The sequence below is a fragment of the Mesorhizobium sp. WSM2561 genome, from assembly GCF_000513915.1.
GTDB classification, from domain to species: Bacteria; Pseudomonadota; Alphaproteobacteria; order Rhizobiales; family Rhizobiaceae; genus Mesorhizobium; species Mesorhizobium muleiense.
Map to the genome: position 1 here is coordinate 1 of NZ_AZUX01000055.1, position 20,366 is coordinate 20,366.

19 protein-coding genes are annotated in these 20,366 nt (G+C 63.2%); 7 read left to right on the forward strand and 12 right to left on the reverse strand.

Annotated elements, in window-relative coordinates:
- Positions 1 to 302: 302 nt before the first annotated feature.
- Entirely contained in the window at positions 303 to 1,472 is a 1,170-nt protein-coding gene (locus M727_RS0129430) for an isobutyryl-CoA dehydrogenase (protein ID WP_027155602.1), read from the reverse strand.
- 152 nt (positions 1,473 to 1,624) lie between these two features.
- Between M727_RS0129430 and M727_RS0129435 the strand changes: the two genes are divergently transcribed.
- Together M727_RS0129435 and M727_RS0129440 are read left to right on the forward strand one after the other, a co-directional pair.
- A complete protein-coding gene (locus M727_RS0129435) occupies positions 1,625 to 2,239 on the forward strand; it encodes a dimethylsulfonioproprionate lyase family protein (protein ID WP_027155603.1) in 615 nt (204 codons plus the stop codon).
- Positions 2,239 to 3,711 carry a cobyric acid synthase gene (locus tag M727_RS0129440; RefSeq protein WP_027155604.1) on the forward strand — a complete coding sequence of 491 codons (1,473 nt, stop codon included), beginning with the start codon at positions 2,239 to 2,241 and terminating at the stop codon, positions 3,709 to 3,711. The genes M727_RS0129435 and M727_RS0129440 overlap by 1 nt, the downstream gene beginning before the upstream one ends.
- Here the strand turns inward: M727_RS0129440 and M727_RS0129445 are convergent.
- The 3 genes from M727_RS0129445 to M727_RS40770 form a co-directional block, all read right to left on the reverse strand.
- Complete coding sequence (locus M727_RS0129445) at positions 3,708 to 4,130, reverse strand: VOC family protein (RefSeq protein ID WP_027155605.1); 423 nt, start codon at positions 4,128 to 4,130, stop codon at positions 3,708 to 3,710. The genes M727_RS0129440 and M727_RS0129445 overlap by 4 nt on opposite strands.
- Positions 4,131 to 4,214: 84 nt before the next feature.
- Complete coding sequence (locus M727_RS0129450) at positions 4,215 to 5,048, reverse strand: AraC family transcriptional regulator (RefSeq protein WP_027155606.1); 834 nt, start codon at positions 5,046 to 5,048, stop codon at positions 4,215 to 4,217.
- A 101-nt stretch (positions 5,049 to 5,149) separates the two neighbouring features.
- The gene (locus tag M727_RS40770) at positions 5,150 to 5,320 is read right to left on the reverse strand and encodes a hypothetical protein (RefSeq protein WP_084646958.1); all 171 of its coding nucleotides are present in this window, start codon (positions 5,318 to 5,320) and stop codon (positions 5,150 to 5,152) included.
- 369 nt (positions 5,321 to 5,689) lie between these two features.
- On the opposite strand from M727_RS40770, the gene M727_RS0129460 reads away from it, so the two are divergent.
- Positions 5,690 to 6,121: a TerB family tellurite resistance protein gene (locus M727_RS0129460; protein ID WP_023802995.1), complete on the forward strand. Its 432-nt coding sequence runs from the start codon at positions 5,690 to 5,692 to the stop codon at positions 6,119 to 6,121.
- Positions 6,122 to 6,143: 22 nt separating this feature from the next.
- Here the strand turns inward: M727_RS0129460 and M727_RS0129465 are convergent, their stop codons facing one another.
- The 5 genes from M727_RS0129465 to M727_RS0129485 form a co-directional block, all read right to left on the reverse strand.
- A complete protein-coding gene (locus tag M727_RS0129465) occupies positions 6,144 to 7,808 on the reverse strand; it encodes a dipeptide ABC transporter ATP-binding protein (RefSeq protein ID WP_027155607.1) in 1,665 nt (554 codons plus the stop codon).
- Positions 7,805 to 8,674, reverse strand: coding sequence for an ABC transporter permease (locus tag M727_RS0129470; RefSeq protein WP_027155608.1), 870 nt, complete (start codon positions 8,672 to 8,674; stop codon positions 7,805 to 7,807). The genes M727_RS0129465 and M727_RS0129470 overlap by 4 nt, the downstream gene beginning before the upstream one ends.
- On the reverse strand, positions 8,671 to 9,618 hold the full coding sequence (locus M727_RS0129475; RefSeq protein ID WP_027155609.1) for an ABC transporter permease: 948 nt from the start codon (positions 9,616 to 9,618) through the stop codon (positions 8,671 to 8,673). Before M727_RS0129475 ends, M727_RS0129470 begins: the two co-directional genes overlap by 4 nt.
- A gap of 69 nt (positions 9,619 to 9,687) precedes the next feature.
- A complete protein-coding gene (locus M727_RS0129480; RefSeq protein WP_027155610.1) occupies positions 9,688 to 11,166 on the reverse strand; it encodes an ABC transporter substrate-binding protein in 1,479 nt (492 codons plus the stop codon).
- Positions 11,167 to 11,296: 130 nt separating this feature from the next.
- Positions 11,297 to 12,577 (reverse strand): acetylornithine deacetylase/succinyl-diaminopimelate desuccinylase family protein, encoded by a 1,281-nt coding sequence (locus M727_RS0129485; RefSeq protein ID WP_027155611.1) that lies wholly within the window; start codon positions 12,575 to 12,577, stop codon positions 11,297 to 11,299.
- A 224-nt stretch (positions 12,578 to 12,801) separates the two neighbouring features.
- Between M727_RS0129485 and M727_RS0129490 the strand changes: the two genes are divergently transcribed.
- Positions 12,802 to 13,230: a L,D-transpeptidase gene (locus M727_RS0129490; RefSeq protein WP_023802989.1), complete on the forward strand. Its 429-nt coding sequence runs from the start codon at positions 12,802 to 12,804 to the stop codon at positions 13,228 to 13,230.
- Here the strand turns inward: M727_RS0129490 and M727_RS0129495 are convergent.
- Both M727_RS0129495 and M727_RS0129500 read right to left on the reverse strand, forming a co-directional pair.
- Positions 13,227 to 13,775: a hypothetical protein gene (locus tag M727_RS0129495; protein ID WP_348627186.1), complete on the reverse strand. Its 549-nt coding sequence runs from the start codon at positions 13,773 to 13,775 to the stop codon at positions 13,227 to 13,229. The genes M727_RS0129490 and M727_RS0129495 overlap by 4 nt on opposite strands.
- A 117-nt stretch (positions 13,776 to 13,892) precedes the next feature.
- Entirely contained in the window at positions 13,893 to 15,296 is a 1,404-nt protein-coding gene (locus M727_RS0129500) for a selenium-binding protein SBP56-related protein (protein ID WP_027155613.1), read from the reverse strand.
- A gap of 246 nt (positions 15,297 to 15,542) precedes the next feature.
- Here M727_RS0129500 and M727_RS0129505 point away from each other — a divergent pair, with 246 nt between their 5' ends.
- The 3 genes from M727_RS0129505 (at position 15,543) to M727_RS0129515 (ending at position 19,737) form a co-directional block, all read left to right on the forward strand.
- Positions 15,543 to 16,625, forward strand: a complete 1,083-nt coding sequence (locus tag M727_RS0129505; RefSeq protein ID WP_027155614.1) for a substrate-binding domain-containing protein — start codon at positions 15,543 to 15,545, stop codon at positions 16,623 to 16,625.
- A gap of 81 nt (positions 16,626 to 16,706) precedes the next feature.
- Positions 16,707 to 18,962 carry a sugar ABC transporter permease gene (locus M727_RS0129510; RefSeq protein ID WP_027155615.1) on the forward strand — a complete coding sequence of 752 codons (2,256 nt, stop codon included), beginning with the start codon at positions 16,707 to 16,709 and terminating at the stop codon, positions 18,960 to 18,962.
- The gene (locus tag M727_RS0129515) at positions 18,955 to 19,737 is read left to right on the forward strand and encodes an ATP-binding cassette domain-containing protein (protein WP_027155616.1); all 783 of its coding nucleotides are present in this window, start codon (positions 18,955 to 18,957) and stop codon (positions 19,735 to 19,737) included. The genes M727_RS0129510 and M727_RS0129515 overlap by 8 nt, the downstream gene beginning before the upstream one ends.
- A gap of 176 nt (positions 19,738 to 19,913) precedes the next feature.
- On the opposite strand, the gene M727_RS0129520 is transcribed toward M727_RS0129515, so the two are convergent.
- Positions 19,914 to 20,348 carry a lipocalin-like domain-containing protein gene (locus M727_RS0129520; RefSeq protein WP_027155617.1) on the reverse strand — a complete coding sequence of 145 codons (435 nt, stop codon included), beginning with the start codon at positions 20,346 to 20,348 and terminating at the stop codon, positions 19,914 to 19,916.
- Between the last annotated feature and the right edge of the window lie 18 nt (positions 20,349 to 20,366).

Below are 20,366 nucleotides of genomic sequence, written 5' to 3' on the forward strand. Positions count from 1 at the left end.
AGGGCAGTAGGGCAGTAGGGCAGTAGGGCAGTAGGGCAGTAGGGCAGTAGGGCAGTAGGGCAGTAGGGCAGTAGGGCAGTAGGGCAGTAGGGCAGCCTATTCGGGCGCTAGTTGCTTATAAGTTGCGAAGCATTTTTCCGATGCCTAGGTCGCATCTGATAAGCTTGATCATGCGCCAGATATCTCCCCTGCTGCCATACAATAAGGTCCTTGTAAGAATTGATCCTGCCGGTCATTTCTACTGCCCTACTGCCCTACTGCCCTACTGCCCTACTGCCCTACTGCCCTACTGCCCTACTGCCCTACTGCCGCCCAATCAGGGCGCGTGCGATGATGACGCGCATGATCTCGTTGGTGCCTTCGAGAATCTGGTGGACGCGCAAATCCCGCACCAGCTTCTCGATGCCGTAATCGTGCAGATAGCCATAGCCGCCATGCAGTTGCAGCGCGTCGTTGGCAATGTTGAAGCCGATGTCGGTGACGAAGCGCTTGGCCATCGCCGACCATTTCGAGGCGTCCGGGGCCTTGCGGTCGAGCTTCGAGGCAGCGGCGTAAAGGAATATCCGTGCAGCCTGCAGCTCGGTCTCCATGTCGGCCAGCTTGAATTGCAGCGCCTGGAACTGGTTGATCTTGGCTCCGAAGGCCTTGCGTTCGGCGGTGTAGGACAACGCCTTGTCGAGCGCCGATTGCGCCCCGCCCAGCGAACAGGCGGCGATGTTGAGCCGGCCGCCGTCGAGCCCGGCCATGGCGATGCCGAAGCCGGCGCCTTCGTCCGAGAGCAGGTTTTCAACCGGCACCTTGCAGTCCTCGAAGACGACCTGGCGGGTCGACTGCATGTGCCAGCCCATCTTGTGCTCGTTGGCGCCGAAAGACAGGCCGGGCGCATCTTTCGGCACGACGAAGGTCGAAATGCCCTTCGGACCGTCAGCGCCGGTGCGCGCCATGACGATGTAAAGGTCGCTGTCGCCGGCGCCCGAAATGAACTGCTTGACGCCGTTCAGCACATAGTCGCGGCCGCTCCTCACCGCGCGCGTCTTCAGCGCCGCGGCATCCGATCCCGAACCCGGCTCGGTCAGGCAATAGCTCGCCAGCCATTCCATCGAGGTCAGCTTCGGCAGGAAGTGCTGGCGCTGCTCGTCGCTGCCGAAGCGGTCGATCATCGAAGCCACCATGTTGTGGATCGAGATGAAGGAGGAGAAGGCCGGATCGGCGCGCGAAAGCGCCTCGAAGATCAGCACCGCGTCCAGCCGGCCGAGCGCCGAGCCGCCGACATCGTCACCGACATAGATGCCGCCAAGGCCGAGCGGCCCGGTCTCGCGGATCACGTCAGCCGGAAAATGCTTTTTGCGGTCCCAGTCGAGCGCGTTCGGCGCAACGCGATCGGCAGCGAAGGCCTCGGCCATCTGCTGGATGGCGCGCTGGTCCTCGTTGAGTTCGAACTGGCTGGTGCCCGCATCGACAGCGGCGTCCATGGCGTGCTCCGTGATGTCTTCGGCCGGCTGGCCTGTCGTTTTTGGCTTTGCGCGCCGTCCAATCTAGACCAATGATGCCGCCGCGCAAGCCGACCATCTCCATCCAACGATCTGGGCAGCGGCTGTGTGAGAATGCGTGTCTGGGGCAAGGCGTGACGACAAATTTCGATGAACTGCTCGATTGTTTCCATGCCACTCTTGAAACATTCGATGATGCGCTGGTGCGCGATGCGGTGGCCCGGATCGGCTGGGCCATGCCGGCACGACTGCTCGAGCCGCGTCCGCTTGCCTGCCTGCGCCAGCTCGACCGCATCGTCGAGCTCGCCCCGGCCAACGCCCAGCCGTTGGCGCGGCTGCTTGCGGAGCGTCGCGGCGAGCTGCGCTGGGGGCAGACCTACAGCGAGGCGGATCTCGGCAAGACATTCATCGACAAGTACGGCTGGCTGGAGGTCTTCGGCATGCGCGGCCATTTTGTCAACGACGAGGTTGCGGCCGGCTTGCTCATCCTCGGACCTGAAATCGTCTATCCCGACCATCACCACGTCGCCGAGGAGATCTACGTTCCGCTGACCGGCGGCACCGAATGGCGCATGGGCGAAGGCGACTTTGGAAGGCGCGAGGCGGGTGAGGTGATCCACCATGCCTCTGATGTCAGCCATGCCATGCGCACCGGCAAGGAGCCTCTGCTGGCGCTCTACATCTGGCGCGGCGGACCACTGGCCGCGAAATCCACGATCACCGGCACCGTTTCACAGGGCAGGAATTAATGGCGGCCAAGGCGATCATGCTGCAGGGCACAGGCTCCGATGTCGGCAAGACGGTGCTGGTCGCGGGCCTCTGCCGCGTGGCGAAAAAGCGTGGGCTGAAGGTGCGGCCGTTCAAGCCGCAGAACATGTCGAACAACGCCGCCGTCGCCAATATTCCGGGCGACAAACTCGGCGGCGAGATCGGCCGCGCCCAATGGCTGCAGGCGATCGCCTGTGGCGTTGTGCCCACCGTCCATATGAACCCGGTGCTGCTCAAGCCGCAGACCGATATCGGCGCCCAAGTGGTGGTGCAGGGCAAGGTGTTCGGCGAGGCGCGGGCGCGCGACTACCAGGCGCTGAAAGCCCGGCTGATGGATGCCGTGCTCGAATCCTGGGCCAAGGTCGCCGAGGGTGCCGATCTCGTCATCGTCGAAGGCGCCGGCTCGCCGGCCGAGATCAATCTCAGGAGCCGCGACATCGCCAATATGGGCTTTGCGACGCGCGCCAACGTGCCGGTGATCCTGGTCGGCGATATCGATCGCGGCGGCGTCATCGCCGCGGTCGCCGGCACCCATCTGATCCTGCCGGAAGAGGACCGGCACATGATCGTCGGCTATCTCATCAACAAGTTCCGCGGCGATGTCTCGCTGTTCGATGACGGCATCAAGGCGATCGAGAGCTTCACCGGCTGGCGCTGTTTTGGCGTCGTGCCGTGGCTGAAGGCGGCGGCGCGGCTGCCCTCGGAAGATTCCGTGGTGCTCGAACGCCTGGCGTCCGGCGAGAAGCGCGCGCTGAAGGTCGCTGTGCCGGTGCTTTCGCGTATCGCCAATTTCGACGACCTCGACCCGCTCAAGGCCGAGCCGCAGGTCGAGGTCGTCTTCGTGCCCCCCGGCCAGCACTTGCCCGAAGATGCCGGGCTGGTGGTCATTCCCGGCTCGAAGTCGACGATCGGCGATCTGCTAAAATTCCGCGAGAATGGCTGGGACCGCGACCTGCTTGCCCATCGCAAGCGCGGCGGCCACGTGGTCGGCATCTGCGGCGGCTTCCAGATGCTCGGCCGTGTCGTGCGCGATCCCGACGGCATCGAGGGCAACGCCACCGAGACCGAGGGACTCGGTCTGCTCGACGTCGAAACGGTGATGCAACCGGAAAAGACGGTGCGCAATGTCAGCGCGCGCTCGGTCCAGTTCGACCTGCCGCTCGAGGGCTACGAGATCCATCTCGGCCGCACCACCGGTCCGGACACGCTGCGGCCGTCCGCCGTCATCAACGGCGCCGATGACGGCGCCGTCTCGGCCGACGGCAAGGTGTCGGGCAGCTATCTGCACGGGCTGTTTTCCGCCGACGCTTTTCGGGCGAAATTCCTGGAAAACCTTGGCGTCAAGGGCGGCGGCATCGACTACCGTGCCGAAGTCGAACGGGCGCTGGACGAGATCGCAGCCGAGCTGGAAACCCACCTCGACTGCGACGCGATTTTTGGCCTCGCGCGTTAGCTGGCGGGCTCGCCGGCCTTTGGCCAATAGGTGCCGAACGACCAGACATTGCCTTCCGGATCGCGGCAGATGAATTCGCGGCTGCCATAGTCGCGGTCGGTGAGCTCTTCCAGTATTTCGGCGCCGGCCTTCTTGGCTCTGGCATAAGCGGCATCGGCATCGTCGACGGCAACATAGATCGATCTGCCGCCACCCGGGCCCGGTGCGCCGATCATCTGGCCAAACTTGTCGTCGCGTGCGGTGCCCAGCATGATCATCGAGGAGCCGAAAGTCAGTTCGGCGTGTTGGACGATGTCGCCTTCGCCGTAGCGGGCATGAACGGCAAAGCCGAAGGCTTCACCGAGCCAGTCGATCATTTTCGCGGCATTGCGGTAGCGCAAGGTGGGATAGAGCCTGGGCGGTTCGACTGACATGGTCATGACGATCTCCTTCAATTGGATTGGACGATAATCCAGTCTGGGCGAAGGCTTTTCCCACGTCTTGAAGAAATGTTACCAGCGCCTCTATGCCTGGGCGGCCAGCGCCGTCGGCGTTTCGCCGGCAAGGTCGCGGAATTCGCGCACCAGATGCGCCTGGTCGGCATAGCCGCAATCGGCGGCGATATCAGCCCAATCGGATTTGCCCTGCCTTGACAGGCCGAGCGCCCGGTTGAAGCGGACGATGCGCGACAGCGTCTTGGGGCCGACGCCGATCGCGTTGGAGAATTTTCCCGCGAGATGCTTGCGGCTCCACCCCAGCCTGTCGGCGAGCGATGAGACGCGAATGCGGCCACCCGAGACGATGATCCGGTCATAGGCCCAGGCGATTTCGGCCTGCATTTCGCGGGCCTCAGTCAGCCGCGCGGCGACGAACGTCTCGACGATGGCAAGACGTGCGCTCCAGCCGTGCGCATTGCCAAGTCTTTCGCGCAGCGCGATGCCTTCGATCCCGAGCACATCGTCGAGGCCGACCATGCGGTCGGTCAGTTCGCTCATCGCAAGGCCGAAGAAGCGTCGGGCGCCGAGCGGGGTGAAATTGACCTGGATGCAGCAGGCGCCGCCGCGGGATTCGATCACCACCGGACCGGCATAGAGGCCGGCGGCGAAACTGGCGAAGCGGTCGTTGTCGCCCGGCTCCTTGCCGAGCCCGATGGCGAAGGGTTCGGCAAAGCTGATGACCAGCGGCACGGTCAGCGATGCGTATTCGACGTTGCGGAAACGGCCGGGCATGGTTTCGCGATAGCCGCAGATGTCAGTGACCGAACCCTGGAGCCAAGGGCCGGGCGCACGCCGCACCATCTCGAACCGGTCGAGGCCAGAACTGTGGTGGTTGCCGCCGTCTTCGCTCTTGGCAGACATGAGCTTTCCTTCCGCCCGCGGATGGTAGCAGACCAGCCCCCAGAATCAAAAGCGCCCGGCTTGTGGCCGGGCGCTCCGAGTTGCCTGAGAGATCTGAGGGCTTAAGCGCCGCGAACCAGGCAGCCGCCGGCAAGCACGATATAAGCGATGAGGACGATCCACACCGCGGCCAGGGGAATGAATGCAAGAACGCCAAGAGCGGCGAGCAGGCCGATGAGGGCGATAACAAGGGATATGATAAAAATAAGCTGCGTAGGCGCACTGAGATTCATGTGTGGCTCCTCCGACATGATTCGTACAACCGCATCCTATCAGGCGCCCCGTTCACACACCAATTAGCGCGCGCAGCGGGTTCGCCGGATCGGCCGGCAGCTTGATGGAATGGTCAGAAGTATGCGGCGCGTTGCTGTGGGCGCCTTCTCCCTTCTCCCCTTGTGGGAGAAGGTGGCCTCGCGAAGCGAGGTNGGATGAGGGGTGTTCCAGCTTGGCACCGACAGCGCTCCGGCCAGCACCCCTCATCCGTCTCGGCGCTACGCGCCGATCCACCTTCTCCCACAAGGGGAGAAGGGAAGAGCAGCCGACCATTTGCGCAAGGCCGATTCCGCGCTACCTATTCGCAACGAATCGGAAAGGGGACGCTGATGGCATTCGCATTGCTGGAGCAGATACGTTCGATCTTCGACGGCGACCCCGGCGTGCGCAAGGTCGCGGACGATCCGGTGCTGTCGGCGGAACTGCTGATGCTGTTTCGCATGATTTTGGCCGACGGCACGGTCAACGAGAGCGAAATGGCCGCGTTCAGGCGCATCTGCCGGGAAGCCTTCGGCATTCCGGAAGCCAGCATCGATAGCGTCATCGAATATCTCAACGAGTTCGGCTACGAGACCAATGGCTCGCAAGCCATCGCGCAGTTCCGTGACCTCGACGTCGAGAGGCGCAGCCTGCTTGCCCGCCATATGGCCGAGATCGCCAAGGCCGATTCGCAACTTGCCGGGACAGAGATGCAGCTCTTGCGCCGCACCCTCGACTTGCTCGACATCAGCCCCGCCGATGTGGTGAAGGCCGAAGAGTAAGTCTCTCCCGACGGTCGGCTGTTCACCCCTGTTCCTGTAACCGCCGGGCAATCGCGCGGTGCAGGTCCGGGGCCGCAGCGACCAGCGCCTTCGCGGCTTCGGACTGCGGATGGTCGAGAACCTCGCTCGTCTTGCCGCGCTCGACGATCTTGCCGGCATGCATGATCATCACCTGGTCGGTGATGGCGCGGGCAACGGTCAGATCGTGGGTGATGAACAGATAGGCAACGCCGAGCTTCTGGTTGAGCTCGGCGAACAGATCGAGAATCTGGGCGCGGATCGAGACGTCGAGCGCCGAGACCGGCTCGTCGGCGACGACCAGCTTGGGGCGGGTGATGATGGCGCGGGCGATCGACAGGCGCTGGCGCTGGCCGCCTGAAAATTCGTGCGGATATTTGTCCATGTCGCGTGGACCAAGGCCGACCTCGTGCAAGGCCTTTGCCACCATCTCGCGCCGCTCTGCATTCGTCGGCCTTTTCTCCAGGACATGCAGTGGCTCGGCGACCAGTTTTTCGACCTTCTGGCGCGGATCGAAGGAGCCGTAAGGATCCTGGAACACCACCTGCATGTCGCGGCGCGCCGGCTTGAGCTCCGCCTCGCTCTTGCCGGTGATGACTTCGCCGCGAAACCGGATCGTTCCCGATGTCGGCCCGTCCAGCGCCAGGACCATGCGGGCAAGCGTGGACTTGCCGCAGCCGGAGCGCCCGACCAGCGCCACCGACTGCCCAGGATCGATCGAGAACGAGACATCGTCGACAGCGCGGATCGGGGCCGCGCGCTTCAGCAGCGATTTGCGCCGTCCCGGATAGTCCCGCGTCACGCTGTCTACCTGAAGAAGAGGTCTGGCCCCCTGAAGAAGAGGTTTGGCAGCCTGGAACTGGGGGTCGTCTTGGCCGACTTCGTGCGTCCTGGCACGCGCCGGCACATGCATCGAGGCCTGCGCCAGCTGTCTTGTGTAGGGATGAAGCTGCTCGGACAAGGTGCGCGCCGTGTCGCCGGCCTCCATCACTTCGCCGTGGCGCAGGATGGTGATGCGCTCCGCCATTTCGGTCACCACCGCGAGGTCGTGCGAGATCAACAGCAGACCCATGCGGTTTTCTGCGACCAGATCGCGCAACAGGTCGAGGATCTGCGCCTGCAGCACGACGTCGAGCGCCGTCGTCGGCTCGTCGGCGATCAGCAGTTTTGGTTTCAGCGCGCAGGCAATGGCGATGACGACACGCTGACGCTGGCCGCCGGAAAGCTCGTGCGGATAGCGCGACAGCGGGAATTGCGCTGAGGGCAGGCCGACCCGGTCGAGCATTTTTCGGGCGCGGTCCTCGGCGTCGGCGCGGCTTGCCCTGGTATGCCAGCGGATGCCTTCGGCGACCTGCTCGCCAATGGTCTTGACGGGGTTCAGCGCCGTCATCGGTTCCTGGAAAACCATGCCGATATCGTCGCCGCGCAGCGCGCACATCTGGTCTTCGCTGGCCGCAAGGATGTCGATGCCGTCGAAGGCGACGCGCCCGCTGGCGCGCGCCGCCCAGGGCAGAAGCCGCATCACCGTCAATGCCGTGATCGATTTGCCCGAGCCGGATTCGCCGACCAGTCCCATCACCTCGCCGGGCGCGACAGAGAGCTCGACATCCCTCAGGATCGGGGTGTCGCCGATCGTCAGCGACAATTTCTCGATTTCGAGCAGGCTCATCGCTGCCGCCGCGATTTCGGGTCGAGGATGTCGGCAATACCGTCGCCGAGCAGGTTCAGTCCAAGCACGGTGACGACGATCGCCATACCTGGAAAGATCGCCATCCACGGCGCCGCCCCCATGCGCGTCTGCGCATCGAACAGCATCCGCCCCCAGCTCGGCATTGGCGGCTGTGTGCCGAGCCCGACATAGGAAAGCCCGGCTTCGGCCAGGATGCCGAGCGCGAACTGGATGGTGCCTTGCACCAGGAGCAAAGTGACGATGTTGGGCAGCACGTGTTCCATGGTGATCAGTGCTTTGCCTTTTCCGGCGGCACGCGCGGCGAGGATGAATTCGCGCGGCCAGATCGCCAGCGCGCCGGCCCGGGCGACACGGGCGAAGACCGGGATGTTGAAAATGCCGATGGCGATGATGGCGTTGAGCGCGCCCGGGCCGAAGATGGCGGTGATCATGATCGCCGACAGCAGGGCAGGGAAGGCGAAGACGAGATCGTTCAGCCGCATCACCGCTTCGTCGACGACGCCGCCGCGCGCCGCGGCAAGGGCGCCGAGCGGCACGCCAACGCCCATGCCGATACCGACCGCCACCAGCGCCACGGCGATCGAATTGCGGGCCCCGACCATGATCATGGAAAAAATGTCGCGGCCGAAATGATCGGTGCCGAACCAGTGCGCCGGCGAGGGTGTCTGGGTCTTGTCGGCGATGATCAGCCTGGTGACGTCAAAAGGCGTCCAGAAGAACGAGACGATGGCGACCGCCGCCACCAGTGCAGTGATGACGAAGCCGGTGAGGAACGAGCGGTTGGTGAAAGCCTTGACGAGGATGTCGGCAAAATTTTCCTCCGGGATGTCGAATCGCAGCGTCATTGGCGGCTTCTCAGCCGCGGATCGACGACCGCATAGGAGAGATCGACAAGCAGGTTGACGGCGATGACGGCGGCGACCAGCAGCATGACGACGCTTTCGACGACGATCAGGTCGCGCTGGGTGATCGCCTGGAACACCAGCCGGCCGAGGCCGGGGAGATAAAAGACGTTCTCGATGATGATCGTGCCGGCGAGCAGGAAGGCGAACTGCAGGCCGAGAATGGTCAGCACCGGGATCATTGCGTTGCGCAGCGCGTGCCGCCACAGCACCGCGCGATAGGGCAGGCCCTTGGCGCGGGCAGTGCGGATATAGTCCTCGTTCAGCACTTCGATCAGCGCCGAGCGGGTGACGCGGGCGAGGATCGCCGCCTGCGGCAGAGCGAGCGCGATCGCCGGCAGGACCAGCGATTTCAGCGCCGGCCAGACGCCGGCGCTCCATCCCGGAAAGCCGCCGGCCGGCACCAGCCGCAGCCAGACGGCAAACAGGTAGATCAGCATCAGCGCAAACCAGAAATTCGGCACGGCGACGCCAAGCTGGGCGGCGCCCATCGCGATCGTGTCGCCGGCCCGCCCGTGCCGGCCAGCGGAAAACAGCCCGACCGGAATGGCGATGATGGTGGACAGCGCCAGCGCGATCAGCGCCAACGGCAGCGAGACCACGATGCGCTCGCGGATCAGGTCGATGACCGGCACCGAATAGGTGTAGGAACGGCCGAAATCGAGGCTCAGCAAGCCGCCGGCCCAGTGCAGATAGCGCGCGGCAAGGGGCGCGTTGAGACCCATCTGATTGCGCAGCAACTCGACCTGGTCGGCGCTGGCGTTCATGCCCAGCATCAGCCGCGCCGGGTCGCCGGGAATGATCTCCAGCACGGCGAAGACCACCATCGAGGCCAGGACCAGCGTGATGAGCGCGATGGCAAGACGCTTGAGGAGATAGGCGGTCATGGGGGGAGGACCGCAGCGCTGCTCAGCGCGGCAACTGGATGAAGGTCGCGGGAACGCAAGCTTCGCCCCTCACTCCGTCCACTTCACCTTGGTCAAATCATTGGCCTGGATCGGCGCATTTTCCCAAAAACCCTCGAGCTTGGCGTCCCAGACGCCGACTTTCGGCAGTTCGTAGAGGAAGCCGACCACGGCATCGTCGGCCAGTATCTTCTGCGCCTCGCCGAGCAGCGTCATGCGCTTGGCCTCATCGGAGGTGAGGTTCAGATCGGCGATGATCTTGTCGAAGGTCGGGTTGTCGTAGTTGAAGTAATAATCCTTGCGCGAATAGATATCGATGTCGTTGGGCTCGGTGTGGGAAATGATGGTCAGGTCGTAGTCCTTCCTGGTGAAGACCTGGTCCAGCCACTGCGCCCATTCCACCGGCACGATCTGCAGATCGATGCCGACGTCGCGAAGCTGCGACGCGATGATCTCGCCGCCAAGTCGCGCATAGGGGGGTGGCGGCAGTTTCAGCGTCGCCTTGAAGCCGTTCGCCAGGCCGGCTTCCTTCAAGAGTTCCCTGGCCTTCTCGACATTGTGCGGATAGAGACCGGTGAGGTCGACATAGGCCTTGTTGGCGGGCGACATGTGCGAGCCGATCGGCACGCCAAGGCCGGCCGAGGCGCCGTCGATGATCGCCTTGCGGTCGAGCGCAAACGAAATCGCCTGCCTGACCTGCAGCCGGTCGAAAGGCGGCTTCTTGTTGTTCATCGAAAGGATGGTCTCACCCTCGGTCGCGCCGATCACCACCTTGAAGCGCGGGTCGCCCTGGATCTGGGCGACGCTGTCGGGATCGAAGAAGGGGAAGGCCTGAACATCGCCGGAAAGCAGCGCCGGCACGGCTGCTGCGGCATCCGTGACGATGCGGAACTCGGCCTTGTCGAGGGACACCGGGGCACCCCAGTAAGCGTCTGACCTGATCAGCGTGATTGACGAGCCCTTGGCCCAGGTCTGGAACTTGAACGGGCCGGTGCCGACAGGCTTTTCCTTGTTGGTGTCGGCTGTCTCCGGCGCGACGATCACCGCGTCGCCCCAGCCCATATTGTAGAGGAAGGAACTTTGCGGGTTCTTCAGCGTGATCCTGACCGTCGCCGGATCGACCTTTTCGACCGCACCGATGGCGGCGAACAGGCCCTTTTGTGCGTTGACGGAGTTGTCGGCACGGGCGCGATCGAGCGAGAATTTGACGTCGTCGGCATTGAAGTCGGTGCCGTCATGGAATTTCACGCCGCTATGCAGCTTGAAGATGTAGACCTTGCCGTCGTCGGAAACGGTCCAGCTTTCGGCGAGAGCCGGCAGCACCTCGCCGTTCGGGCCGATGCGGGTCAGCCCCTCGAACACATTGGCGTAAAGCACTTCGTCGATCGCCGCCGCAGCGCCGGCGGTCGGATCGAGATGCGGAGGCTCGAGCGTGATGCCGATGACCAGATCGGTCCGCGCGGCAAGCGCCGAAGCGCCGTTGGCCAGCACCAGGGCCGCAGCGGTGAGAATGGTTTTCCACAATTTCATCGTGCAACTCCCGATATGCTCAAAAACATGCTCGAAACCCGGTTGATAGAAGCGTGATTTCGCCAATGAGTAAATCGCGTTTCGTGCTTTCCGGCAGCGCCGGCAGGAATGTTTTTCCGCCCATCACCGACTACCGAGCGCCCGCGCCCCTCAGCAGCACGTTGAGCCCGATCGCCATCACCTTGGCCGATTCGACCATGTCTGATATCCCCACCCATTCGTCGGGCCTGTGGGCGAGGTCGAGAATGCCCGGGCCATAGGCGATGCAGTCGTAGATGTGGCCGATGCGGGCAATGTGTTTCTGGTCGTAGGTGCCGGGCGAGATCACGTAGTCGGGCTCGCGGTCGAATATCTCCATGATGCCCTGCGCCACCGCCTTGACCACCGGCGCATCGCGCTCGGTCATCAGCGGCAGCACCTCCATGAGATCGCGGATCTCGTAGTCGAATTTCTTGCGCTCGCGCTTCAGCCGGTCGAGGATATCGGTCACCTCGCTCTTGACCGTGCCAAGGTCCTCTTCGAGCAGGAAGCGGCGGTCGATGGTCAGCCGGCAGGAATCGGGGACATTGGGCGAGGGCAGGCCGGGCCGGAAATCCTCGGTCTGGCCGCCATGGATCGAGTTGATGTTCATGGTCGAGCGCTTTGCCCCGTCGGGCACGACCGGCATGCGCGTGACCTTGCGGTCGAGCGCCGGGAACAGCTCGTCCTCGAAAGCCCTTAGCACGGCGCCCATATGGCGCACCGCATTGTCGCCGAGGAACGGCATCGAGCCGTGCGCGATCTCGCCCTTGGTCTCGATCTCCGCCCACCAGACGCCGCGATGGCCAAGGCAGATGCGATCCTTGTTCAACGGCTCGGGGATGATGACGTGGTCGACCTTCGGCTTGGAGAAATAGCCGAGCTTGGCCAGATGGGCGACGCCGCCGAAGCCGCCGGACTCCTCGTCGACCGTGCCCGAAATCTCGATGGCGCCGGGAAAGTCGGGGAACACCTCCATGAAGGCTTCGGTAGCGATGATCGAGGAGGCCAGGCCGCCCTTCATGTCGCAGGCGCCGCGGCCATAGACCTTGCCATCCCTGATGATGCCGGCGAAGGGATCGAGGCTCCAGCCGTCGCCGGCTTCGACCACGTCGATATGCGAGTTGAAATGCACGCAGGCGCCGGGCGAGCGGCCATCGAAGCGGGCGACGACGTTGACGCGCGGGTAGCGGTCGGTGTCGCCGGGCGTGCCTTCGGCGCGGATGAATTCGACTTCGAAACCGCGCTTTTTCAGCCGCGCTCCGACGTATTCGGCGCATGGCCGATAAGCCTCGCCGGGCGGGTTGATGGTCGGAAAGCGGATCAGGTCCGCGGTCAGCGCGACCAAGTCGTCGACCCGATCATCGACCGCTTTCAGCAGGAGTTCGTTCATTCGACGAATTGAGCAGCCAACGGGGCGTTTTGGCAAGCCTGTTGGCGGGTCGCGCCCTAGTTATGTGGTTACATGTCGCCACGGCAACTATCGCGGGAAATCGTTCAAATTCGCTGCTTTGGATTGGTGAATTCGTCAGAGGTGTGTGGTTACCTCATTCACTTGCGATTAAAGGATGAAGAAAAGCGTGAAGGCAGGCAGGGCAATCAAAGGGGTTTGATCGCATGAAAAAAACCGTTCTCATGGCAGCGGCACTGGCAACGATGCTGTTCGGCTCTTCGGTCGAGGGCTGGGCAGCCAAGCTGGTTGCAAGGATCGACGTGTCATCGCAGACGATGACTGTAAGATACGGCCGGGCGGTCTACCGATGGCGCGTATCCACGGCGCGCAAAGGCTATATCACGCCGCGCGGCAGCTACCGGCCGCAACGAACGGCACGGATGTGGTATTCGCGCAAATACGACATGTCGCCGATGCCTCATTCGGTGTTCTACCGCGGCGGCTATGCCATCCATGGCACCGGCGCAGTAAAATCTCTCGGGCGCCCAGCGTCGCATGGCTGCGTGCGGCTGCACCCGTCCAATGCCGCCGCCTTCTATTCGATGGTGCGGCAAGCCGGCTTCCGCAACACGCGGATCGTGGTGACCAACTAGAGCGCGGAAAACACGCCGATCGCCCCGACCAGAACCAGGCTTAGCGCCCAGATCACATCTAGATCAAACCAGCTTTTCGAAAGAAACCTTAATCCCAGCCACCGATAGACGCCGAAGGCCAAAGCGCCGCCCGCAGTGATCATCGCGCCGGTGTGGACCGCTGCCACGCCGATCGAGAGCGCTGCAGTTCGTGCAATGAGGGCGGTCGCGGTACGGTGCCCAGCATCCGTTTCAACGACGCCGCACAGGCCGAGGTAGATCGGCACCAGCATCAGGCCGGCGCCATGCGCGACGGCGACCAGAAAGGACCAGAGCGCCAGTCGCGACGGCGGCACGCGCGCCAGAAATCTAGGATGCCGCCGGTTGAAGAGCAGCCAGGCTCCGAGCGCGACGACAATTAGACCTGCGCCAACGCGGATCTCGGTTTGCCAATCAACCAGCATGGTCATCAGCGCGAAGGGCAAGAGGACCACCGTCATGGCGACAAGATGCCCGAACGCCAGCGCCAGGAGTGCGCCCGGCAGCGCATAGGCTCGCGGTTCCATCAGGGCGGCCGAAACAGCAAGCGGCCAGCCCATACCCGGGTTTACGCCATGGTAAATCCCGCTGGCGACCACAGCAAACCAGAGGCCGGCTGTGGTCGAAAGGAGTTCGGGCGACACCTAGACCGATGGGTAGCAGAAACTGTCGGTAGAGCAGTCGCCGCCTTCAAGCCGGATCTGGTGCGTTCGATAGCCTTTGGGGAACTCGACGAAGAAGTTGGTGTCGAGCGTCAGGCCACCATTGGCGCCAACATCGGCCTTCACCATCGCCCCGCCGCGCTCACCGGGATAGAACTGATCGTCCCAGGTCGAATAGAGCGAATTGGTCCAATAGACACGCTTGCCGTCGCGGCTAATCTCGACCATCTGTGGCCCATAGCCGAAGACCTTGCCACAGGGGTGCTTGGTCTTCTTGACGATCCCACCCAGTTCGACCTTGCCCGCCAGAACCGGCTTCATCGGGTCGCTGACATCGTATTGATGCATTTCACCCGTACCCCAACAAGCCACATAGAGATATTTGTCGTCGAGGCTGAGGTCGATGTCGGTGACCAGCGGGGGCACCGCCGAGAAACCCTTCAGAAGATCCGGCAGATCGTCGGCATTGGCCGGTTGAGGCGGGATGATCGCTGTCTTCTTGGCCTGGAACTTGCCATCTGCGTCGCGCCACCAAGTCCAGATCGAGCCTTCGAGATTGGTGGTATCGACCACAACGCCGCAGAAGCCGTATTGCCGGATTGGATCATGCGCCGGGCGGATTTCGAGCGCCATTTGGTGATTGGCGCCCAGATCGATCGTCTGAATGTTCTTACGCGCACGCAGATCCCAGAAATGCATGCGGTGGCCGTACTTGTTGGACAGTAGATCCTCAGGGACGATGCCGTTTTCGAACTGCGGCGGCAGGGCCCATTCGGAACTGACCATGTAGTCGCGCGGCAGGTTCCACCAGAAATCGTAGTGCTTGTCCTGGGCGCCACGATCTATCTCATAGCGGCCAATGACATCGAAGGTCTGGCAATCCATGATGAAAATGCCCGGAGGACCGTCGGTACCGTCCTTGCCGCCGCCGCCGAGGGTCGAGACATAAATGCCCTCGGGTCCGCAGTGGATCGTATGCGGGCGGGAATAGCCCGTCTTGGCAAAGACTTCTGCGGGTTCGATGATCTTGTGAATCTTGGCGGCTGTCGGCCCGCCCTTCACATCAATTATGTAGATACGCGACGAACGAATGCCCGGAATGATCAGATAACGACGCTCCAAAAAGGCGTGGCCAGTCAGTGGTGATAGCGCCGAAGAACACGCATTCCAGCCGAAGTGATGAAACTCATCGCCCTTGTTTGGCATGATCACAGTGTGGACGATCTTGCCGAAATCCGGCGAATTTGGATCGACATTCACCACAGCCAAACCGTCGGGTTGCGAGAAGTCCGGGCTAAGCATCAACGTGTAGGCCAGAGTTTCCGGCGGCCCTTCCATAGCCAGCCTAGGTGACGGATAGAATGTGGGGTCTGGTCGCAGATTCATCGCGGTATCCTCCCTACGCGTTTGTGAAACTTTTTTTGGTGCTCTCCGTGTCGCTCCCTTTTGAAATGCGGCCCAGGTAGAGATCACAATACACCAAGTCTCCTCGTCTGTCTGACACCGCGTCGCGCTAGCACTATTTACGTGGGCAGACTTTGGGCAGAATATACGGGGTGGGAGGGAGCATTCGGAATCCTGAATAAATGCGCCCGAACGGCTTCCGACCGTTGGTTGCAAGGGAGGATAATCATGAAACGTATTTTCTCGCTCGCGGCATGTGCCGCGGCGTTATCGCTCGGCGTATCGAACGCCTACGCACAATCGGGCGGCGTCGACAAGGCGGTCGGCGGCTACAGCTTCGAAGAAGCCGCAAAGGAGGCCCCCGGTACCAAGGACTTCCATTCGGCCGATGGTCACCTCACATTCGCTATCGTGACACACACTGCCGGCAATGGCTTCTTCGATCCGGTCTACGTCGGCGCGACCGTCGCCGGCAACCTGATCGGCGCCAAGGTCCTGCTGCTCGGCTCGGAATCGCCGACTGACGACCCTGCTCGCGAGATCGAAATCCTGAACCAGATCGTGCAGGATCCGACGATCGACGGGCTGATCATGACAACGCCCCAGGTCGGCGCCTATAACGACATCGTCAAGGCCGCCGAGGCGAAGGGCATACCGGTCGCTACGACCAATTCCTTTGACGGCACGATCCTCAACCGCAGCGGCATCGGCCACACCGGCCAGGACGCCTCCGCTGCCGCAATCGCCGGCGAGGCGCTCGTCAAGTGCCTCGCGGACAAGGGTATAGAGAAGGGTTCGATCGTCCTGCCGTCGTCGACCGCAATGGGCAACATCGAGGTGAACAACCGCGTCACTTCGGCTTTCAACGCCATCGTCAAGGGCTTGAAGGATGCCGGCAAGCTTGATGCCTTCAAGGTCGACGCGGGTCCGGAGAACACCGGTATAGACACCAATCCGAATGACCCGGTGAACGGCATCGTGACGCTGTTTGAATCGCGCGGCGACGTCGTTGGCGCGTTCGCCGGCAACAACGTGTTCACGCCGGCGCTTGCCAAGGCCGTCGCTCAGACCGGACTGACCGGCAAGATCTGCGCCTACGGTTTCGACCTCGGCCCGGCCCAGCAGGATGCGATGAAGAGCGGCGATCTGACCGGCGCGCTCGGGCAGCAGCCCTTCTTGCAGGGCTTCTGGCCGGTCATGCAGCTCTATCTGGAGATCGATCGCGGCATCGCGGCGGCCAACCTCGACACACGCGCCCAACTCGTGACGAAGGAGACCGTCGAGGACGTCGGCAAGCGCTTCGAGAACTGAGAGTCCGCTCGTCTGAAATCACTGCGGGAGGGCGCAGGCTCTCCCGCGGTGCGGCAGCAGGGAAATCGACCAGAAGAGACCATGGCGCCTACCGCGACCACATCGCTCGGCCGTGCGCCGTCCCAGATTGTCGGCGGCTGGGAGGTGGGGCTCGTTGCCTTGCTTTTGCTGCTCTATCTCGGCGGCGCTCTCGTCAATCCCGCGTTCTTCGGGTCAACAGGAGCGTTTCACTCGCTGCTCCGCGACACCTCGCGGGTTGCCATCATCGCGGTCGGAGTGACCTTCGTCATCGTCAACAAGGACCTCGATCTTTCGGTCGGTTCAACTTACGGCCTAGTCGCCGTCGTCTTCGCCAGGCTGTTCGCGCCGAACTTCCTTGACCTCGGCGTCGTCACGTCGGTGATCCTCTGCCTGCTGCTCGGCACGCTGATCGGGCTGATCAACGGCGTGCTCGTCACCATCCTGAAGGTGCCGGCGTTCATCGCCACGCTGACGATACTTTTCATCGGCCGCGGCTTCGTGCTGGCGCTCACTCACGGCCAGGCGATCTACTACCCTGCCAAGGCGACCGGCCATCCGGGTTTTTTTCACCTCGGCGAGACCAACCTCCTCGGCTTCAACAACCAGATCGTGATCTTCCTCGTTGTCGCCGTGATCGGCGCCTATGTGCTTGCCAAGACGCGCTGGGGCTACGAGACCTTCGCCACCGGCGGCAACGAGCAGGCGGCGTCCTATGCCGGCATCCCGACCAACTGGGTGCGCATCCGAGCCTTCCTGATCTCCTCGCTCTGCGCGGCGCTGGCCGGCTTGATGTCAGCTGCGCAGGACAAGGGCGTGACGCCGCTCTACGGCGTCAGCGGTGAGCTGACCGTCATTGCCGCCGTGATCATCGGCGGCGCCTCAATCCTCGGCGGCCGCGGCCGGGTCGCCGGATCCTGCCTTGGCGCCCTTCTGGTGGTGCTGCTCGACAAGGTATTGCGCGAGGGCTGGCCGATCACGCGCATCATCAAGATCGGCGACGAGGAGATCACGGTCAACGCCGTTTTCTCGCTACCGGTCGGCGCGGTGCCGGTGTTCCTCGGGCTGCTACTCGTCGTCGCTGTGCTCATCGAGCCCTATCTCATCCGCCGCCAGGTGGCAGGACGCCTCTGGGCCTGGCTCCGCGGCCGGCCGCCGCCACCGGCCTACGAGATCGGCGGCATCGCGATCGAGGGGGTGCAGACCAAGGGCGCGATGGCGACCGACATGGCGTTGTCGGCCACCGGGTTCGGCAAGTTCCTCGCCCGGCGCGACGCGCTCGCCATCATCCTGACCGCGCTCCTGTGGCTGACCGGCCTCGCGCTCCGGCCGGACTACTGGTGGAACCTGTCCAACAGCTTCGCTATCTTGCTCAACTACACCGAGCTTGCGCTGATCACCATCGGGCTGACCTACGTCATCGCCGCCGGTGATATCGACCTCTCCGTCGGGGCGGTGCTTGCCCTCGCCGGCAGCACAGCCGCCTATTTCCTCAAGGTCCTCGGCGCCGACCCCGTGACCGCCGTGGCGATGGGCCTGCTGGCGGGCATGTGCGCCGGCCTCGTCAACGCGATCGTCACCGTCGGCTTCAAGCTGCCGGCCTTCATCGCCACGCTCGGCATGTTCTACATCGCCCGCGGCCTCGCCGCCTGGTTCGTCGCCGGGCAGCAGCTCACCGGCTGGCCCGAGGGCTACAACCTGCTTGGCCGCAAGGTGAACGACATCCTGCTGCACTACCGCATCTCGCTGCCGGACGGGCTGCTGCGCTCGATCGCCGAGGTGGTGAGCGTCCAGACCATCTGGATGCTGTTGGTCGCCCTCATTGCCGGCGTCGTGCTCGCCTACATGCCGTTCGGGCAGAAGGTCTATGCGACCGGCGGCAACATTCGCGCCGCCGCTTATGCCGGGATCAACACCAACCGGGTGCGGTTCTTCGCGCTCATGCTGGCGGCGCTCTGCGCGACAATGGCCGGGATCATCAACGTCGCCTACTTCCGCAGTTTCAACCCGGTGGCCGGCCAGTTCCGCGAGCTCGACGCCATCGCTTCGGTGATCATCGGCGGCGGTTCGATCTTCGGCGGCTACGGCACCGTGATCGGGGCGCTCGCCGGGGCGGCGGTGATCACCCTGATCCGGGCGCTGCTGCAGCTCAACGTCCAGGGCTTTACCATGCCGCAGCACTGGATCAACGTCTTTATCGGTGGCATCCTGATCGTGGCGGTGCTGATCGACATCTGGGTGCGCCAGGCCAACATCTTCGGCCGCCTGCGGGCGCGCCTCGCGCGGCGCACAAGAACGGCGGAAACGACCCATGCGTGACGCGACCAGGCCTGCACCGATCGTAGAAATGCGGGGCATCGAAAAAGCCTTCGGTGCGGTGCAGGCACTCCGCAACGTCGACCTCCTGCTCTATCCCGGCGAGATCCTGGGCCTCGTCGGCGACAACTCGGCCGGCAAGTCGACGCTGATGAAGATCCTGACCGGCGCCTACCAGCGCGACGCGGGCGGCGAGATCTTCGTCGCCGGGCAGCCGGTGCACTTCAAGAGCCCGCACGAAAGCCGCGATGCCGGCATCGAGATGATCTACCAGGATTTCGCTCTTTGCGGGAATATGGATGTCGGTCAGAATATCTTTCTTGGCCGTTGGCCGCGCAGGGGCCTTTTCGTCAATCGGCGGAAAATGTACGCGGAAGCCGACAGTGTGCTGAAGCGGCTCAAGGTCGACGTGAACTCCGTCTATCAAAAGGTCGAGAGCCTTTCGGGCGGCCGCCAGCAATCGGTGGCTATTGCCCGCGCTATCTCCTTTCAGCCGCGCGTGGTGATACTCGACGAGCCGACCGCCAATCTCTCGGTGATGGCGACCGAGCGGTTGCTCGAAACCATGCTGGAACTGAAAAAGCAGGGCGTTGCCCAGATCATCATCTCCCACCGCCTCGTTGACATCTTCGCTGTGGGCGACCGCGTGATGGTGCTTAAGCGCGGCGAGAACGTCGGCGATCGCTACATCAAAAACACCGACGAGCATGAGGTCCTGGAGATCATCGTCTCCGGCACGCGAGAGCATGCACTTACGGCCGATGAGGCAATGCTTTGACCGATCAGGATCACTTTTCTCCTGGCGTCGCAGAAATGCGGCTAAACGCGGTGGAGAGCGGGTGTCGCGAAATTTGTCTCACGCCATGCTGACCAAGCTGCGAGATCATCCATCCGCTAGACCGTGCGCTCCTTCGAAGCGGTGGAGAGTGGCCCCGCGTTCGCAAGACGATGCGATCACAAGCGCTCGTAAGTGACGCGCCAGCCTTCCTCGGGATCGACCGGGGTGATCACCAGCTGATCTCCGGTGACCTCGAACACCCGCTGCAATTCCTGTCCGATGAGATCGCGCACCAGGGACGACTCAACAGTGATGATGAAGGTGCTTTTCTCCTCATCGATCGCAACCGGACCATAATAGGCTTCATAGCCGTTCGCGGTGTAGGTAGTCGGCTTTGCAGCCGGGTCCTGGTCCATCGCCTGAACCGAAAGCGTGCCGCTTTGCGAGAAGATGACTTGGCCGGAGTAAGGCACGTCGGCCTTCTTGCCCTGCGAATCGGTGATCTGCAGCGACGTCATGCGCCACGCGCCGATGATGGGGGCCTCCTGAGCGAGAGCGGGGGCGGAGCCAGCGAGGGCGAAAGCAAACATCGCGAACTTGAGCTTGGCCATCATCTGCATTCCTTTCTT

Excerpts from the sequence above, each read along its gene's own strand:
- M727_RS0129465 (WP_027155607.1), bottom strand. The coding sequence starts at position 7,808 with ATGAGCCTGCTCGAAATCGAGAAATTGTCGCTGACGATCGGCGACACC.
- M727_RS0129485 (WP_027155611.1), bottom strand. The coding sequence starts at position 12,577 with ATGAACGAACTCCTGCTGAAAGCGGTCGATGATCGGGTCGACGACTTG.
- M727_RS0129515 (WP_027155616.1), top strand. The coding sequence starts at position 18,955 with ATGCGTGACGCGACCAGGCCTGCACCGATCGTAGAAATGCGGGGCATC.
- M727_RS0129450 (WP_027155606.1), bottom strand. The coding sequence starts at position 5,048 with ATGTCTGCCAAGAGCGAAGACGGCGGCAACCACCACAGTTCTGGCCTC.
- M727_RS0129430 (WP_027155602.1), bottom strand. The coding sequence starts at position 1,472 with ATGGACGCCGCTGTCGATGCGGGCACCAGCCAGTTCGAACTCAACGAG.
- M727_RS0129480 (WP_027155610.1), bottom strand. The coding sequence starts at position 11,166 with ATGAAATTGTGGAAAACCATTCTCACCGCTGCGGCCCTGGTGCTGGCC.
- M727_RS40770 (WP_084646958.1), bottom strand. The coding sequence starts at position 5,320 with ATGAATCTCAGTGCGCCTACGCAGCTTATTTTTATCATATCCCTTGTT.
- M727_RS0129460 (WP_023802995.1), top strand. The coding sequence starts at position 5,690 with ATGGCATTCGCATTGCTGGAGCAGATACGTTCGATCTTCGACGGCGAC.
- M727_RS0129470 (WP_027155608.1), bottom strand. The coding sequence starts at position 8,674 with ATGACGCTGCGATTCGACATCCCGGAGGAAAATTTTGCCGACATCCTC.
- M727_RS0129510 (WP_027155615.1), top strand. The coding sequence starts at position 16,707 with ATGGCGCCTACCGCGACCACATCGCTCGGCCGTGCGCCGTCCCAGATT.
- M727_RS0129500 (WP_027155613.1), bottom strand. The coding sequence starts at position 15,296 with ATGAATCTGCGACCAGACCCCACATTCTATCCGTCACCTAGGCTGGCT.
- M727_RS0129520 (WP_027155617.1), bottom strand. The coding sequence starts at position 20,348 with ATGGCCAAGCTCAAGTTCGCGATGTTTGCTTTCGCCCTCGCTGGCTCC.
- M727_RS0129475 (WP_027155609.1), bottom strand. The coding sequence starts at position 9,618 with ATGACCGCCTATCTCCTCAAGCGTCTTGCCATCGCGCTCATCACGCTG.
- M727_RS0129445 (WP_027155605.1), bottom strand. The coding sequence starts at position 4,130 with ATGACCATGTCAGTCGAACCGCCCAGGCTCTATCCCACCTTGCGCTAC.
- M727_RS0129495 (WP_348627186.1), bottom strand. The coding sequence starts at position 13,775 with ATGGAACCGCGAGCCTATGCGCTGCCGGGCGCACTCCTGGCGCTGGCG.
- M727_RS0129490 (WP_023802989.1), top strand. The coding sequence starts at position 12,802 with ATGAAAAAAACCGTTCTCATGGCAGCGGCACTGGCAACGATGCTGTTC.
- M727_RS0129440 (WP_027155604.1), top strand. The coding sequence starts at position 2,239 with ATGGCGGCCAAGGCGATCATGCTGCAGGGCACAGGCTCCGATGTCGGC.
- M727_RS0129505 (WP_027155614.1), top strand. The coding sequence starts at position 15,543 with ATGAAACGTATTTTCTCGCTCGCGGCATGTGCCGCGGCGTTATCGCTC.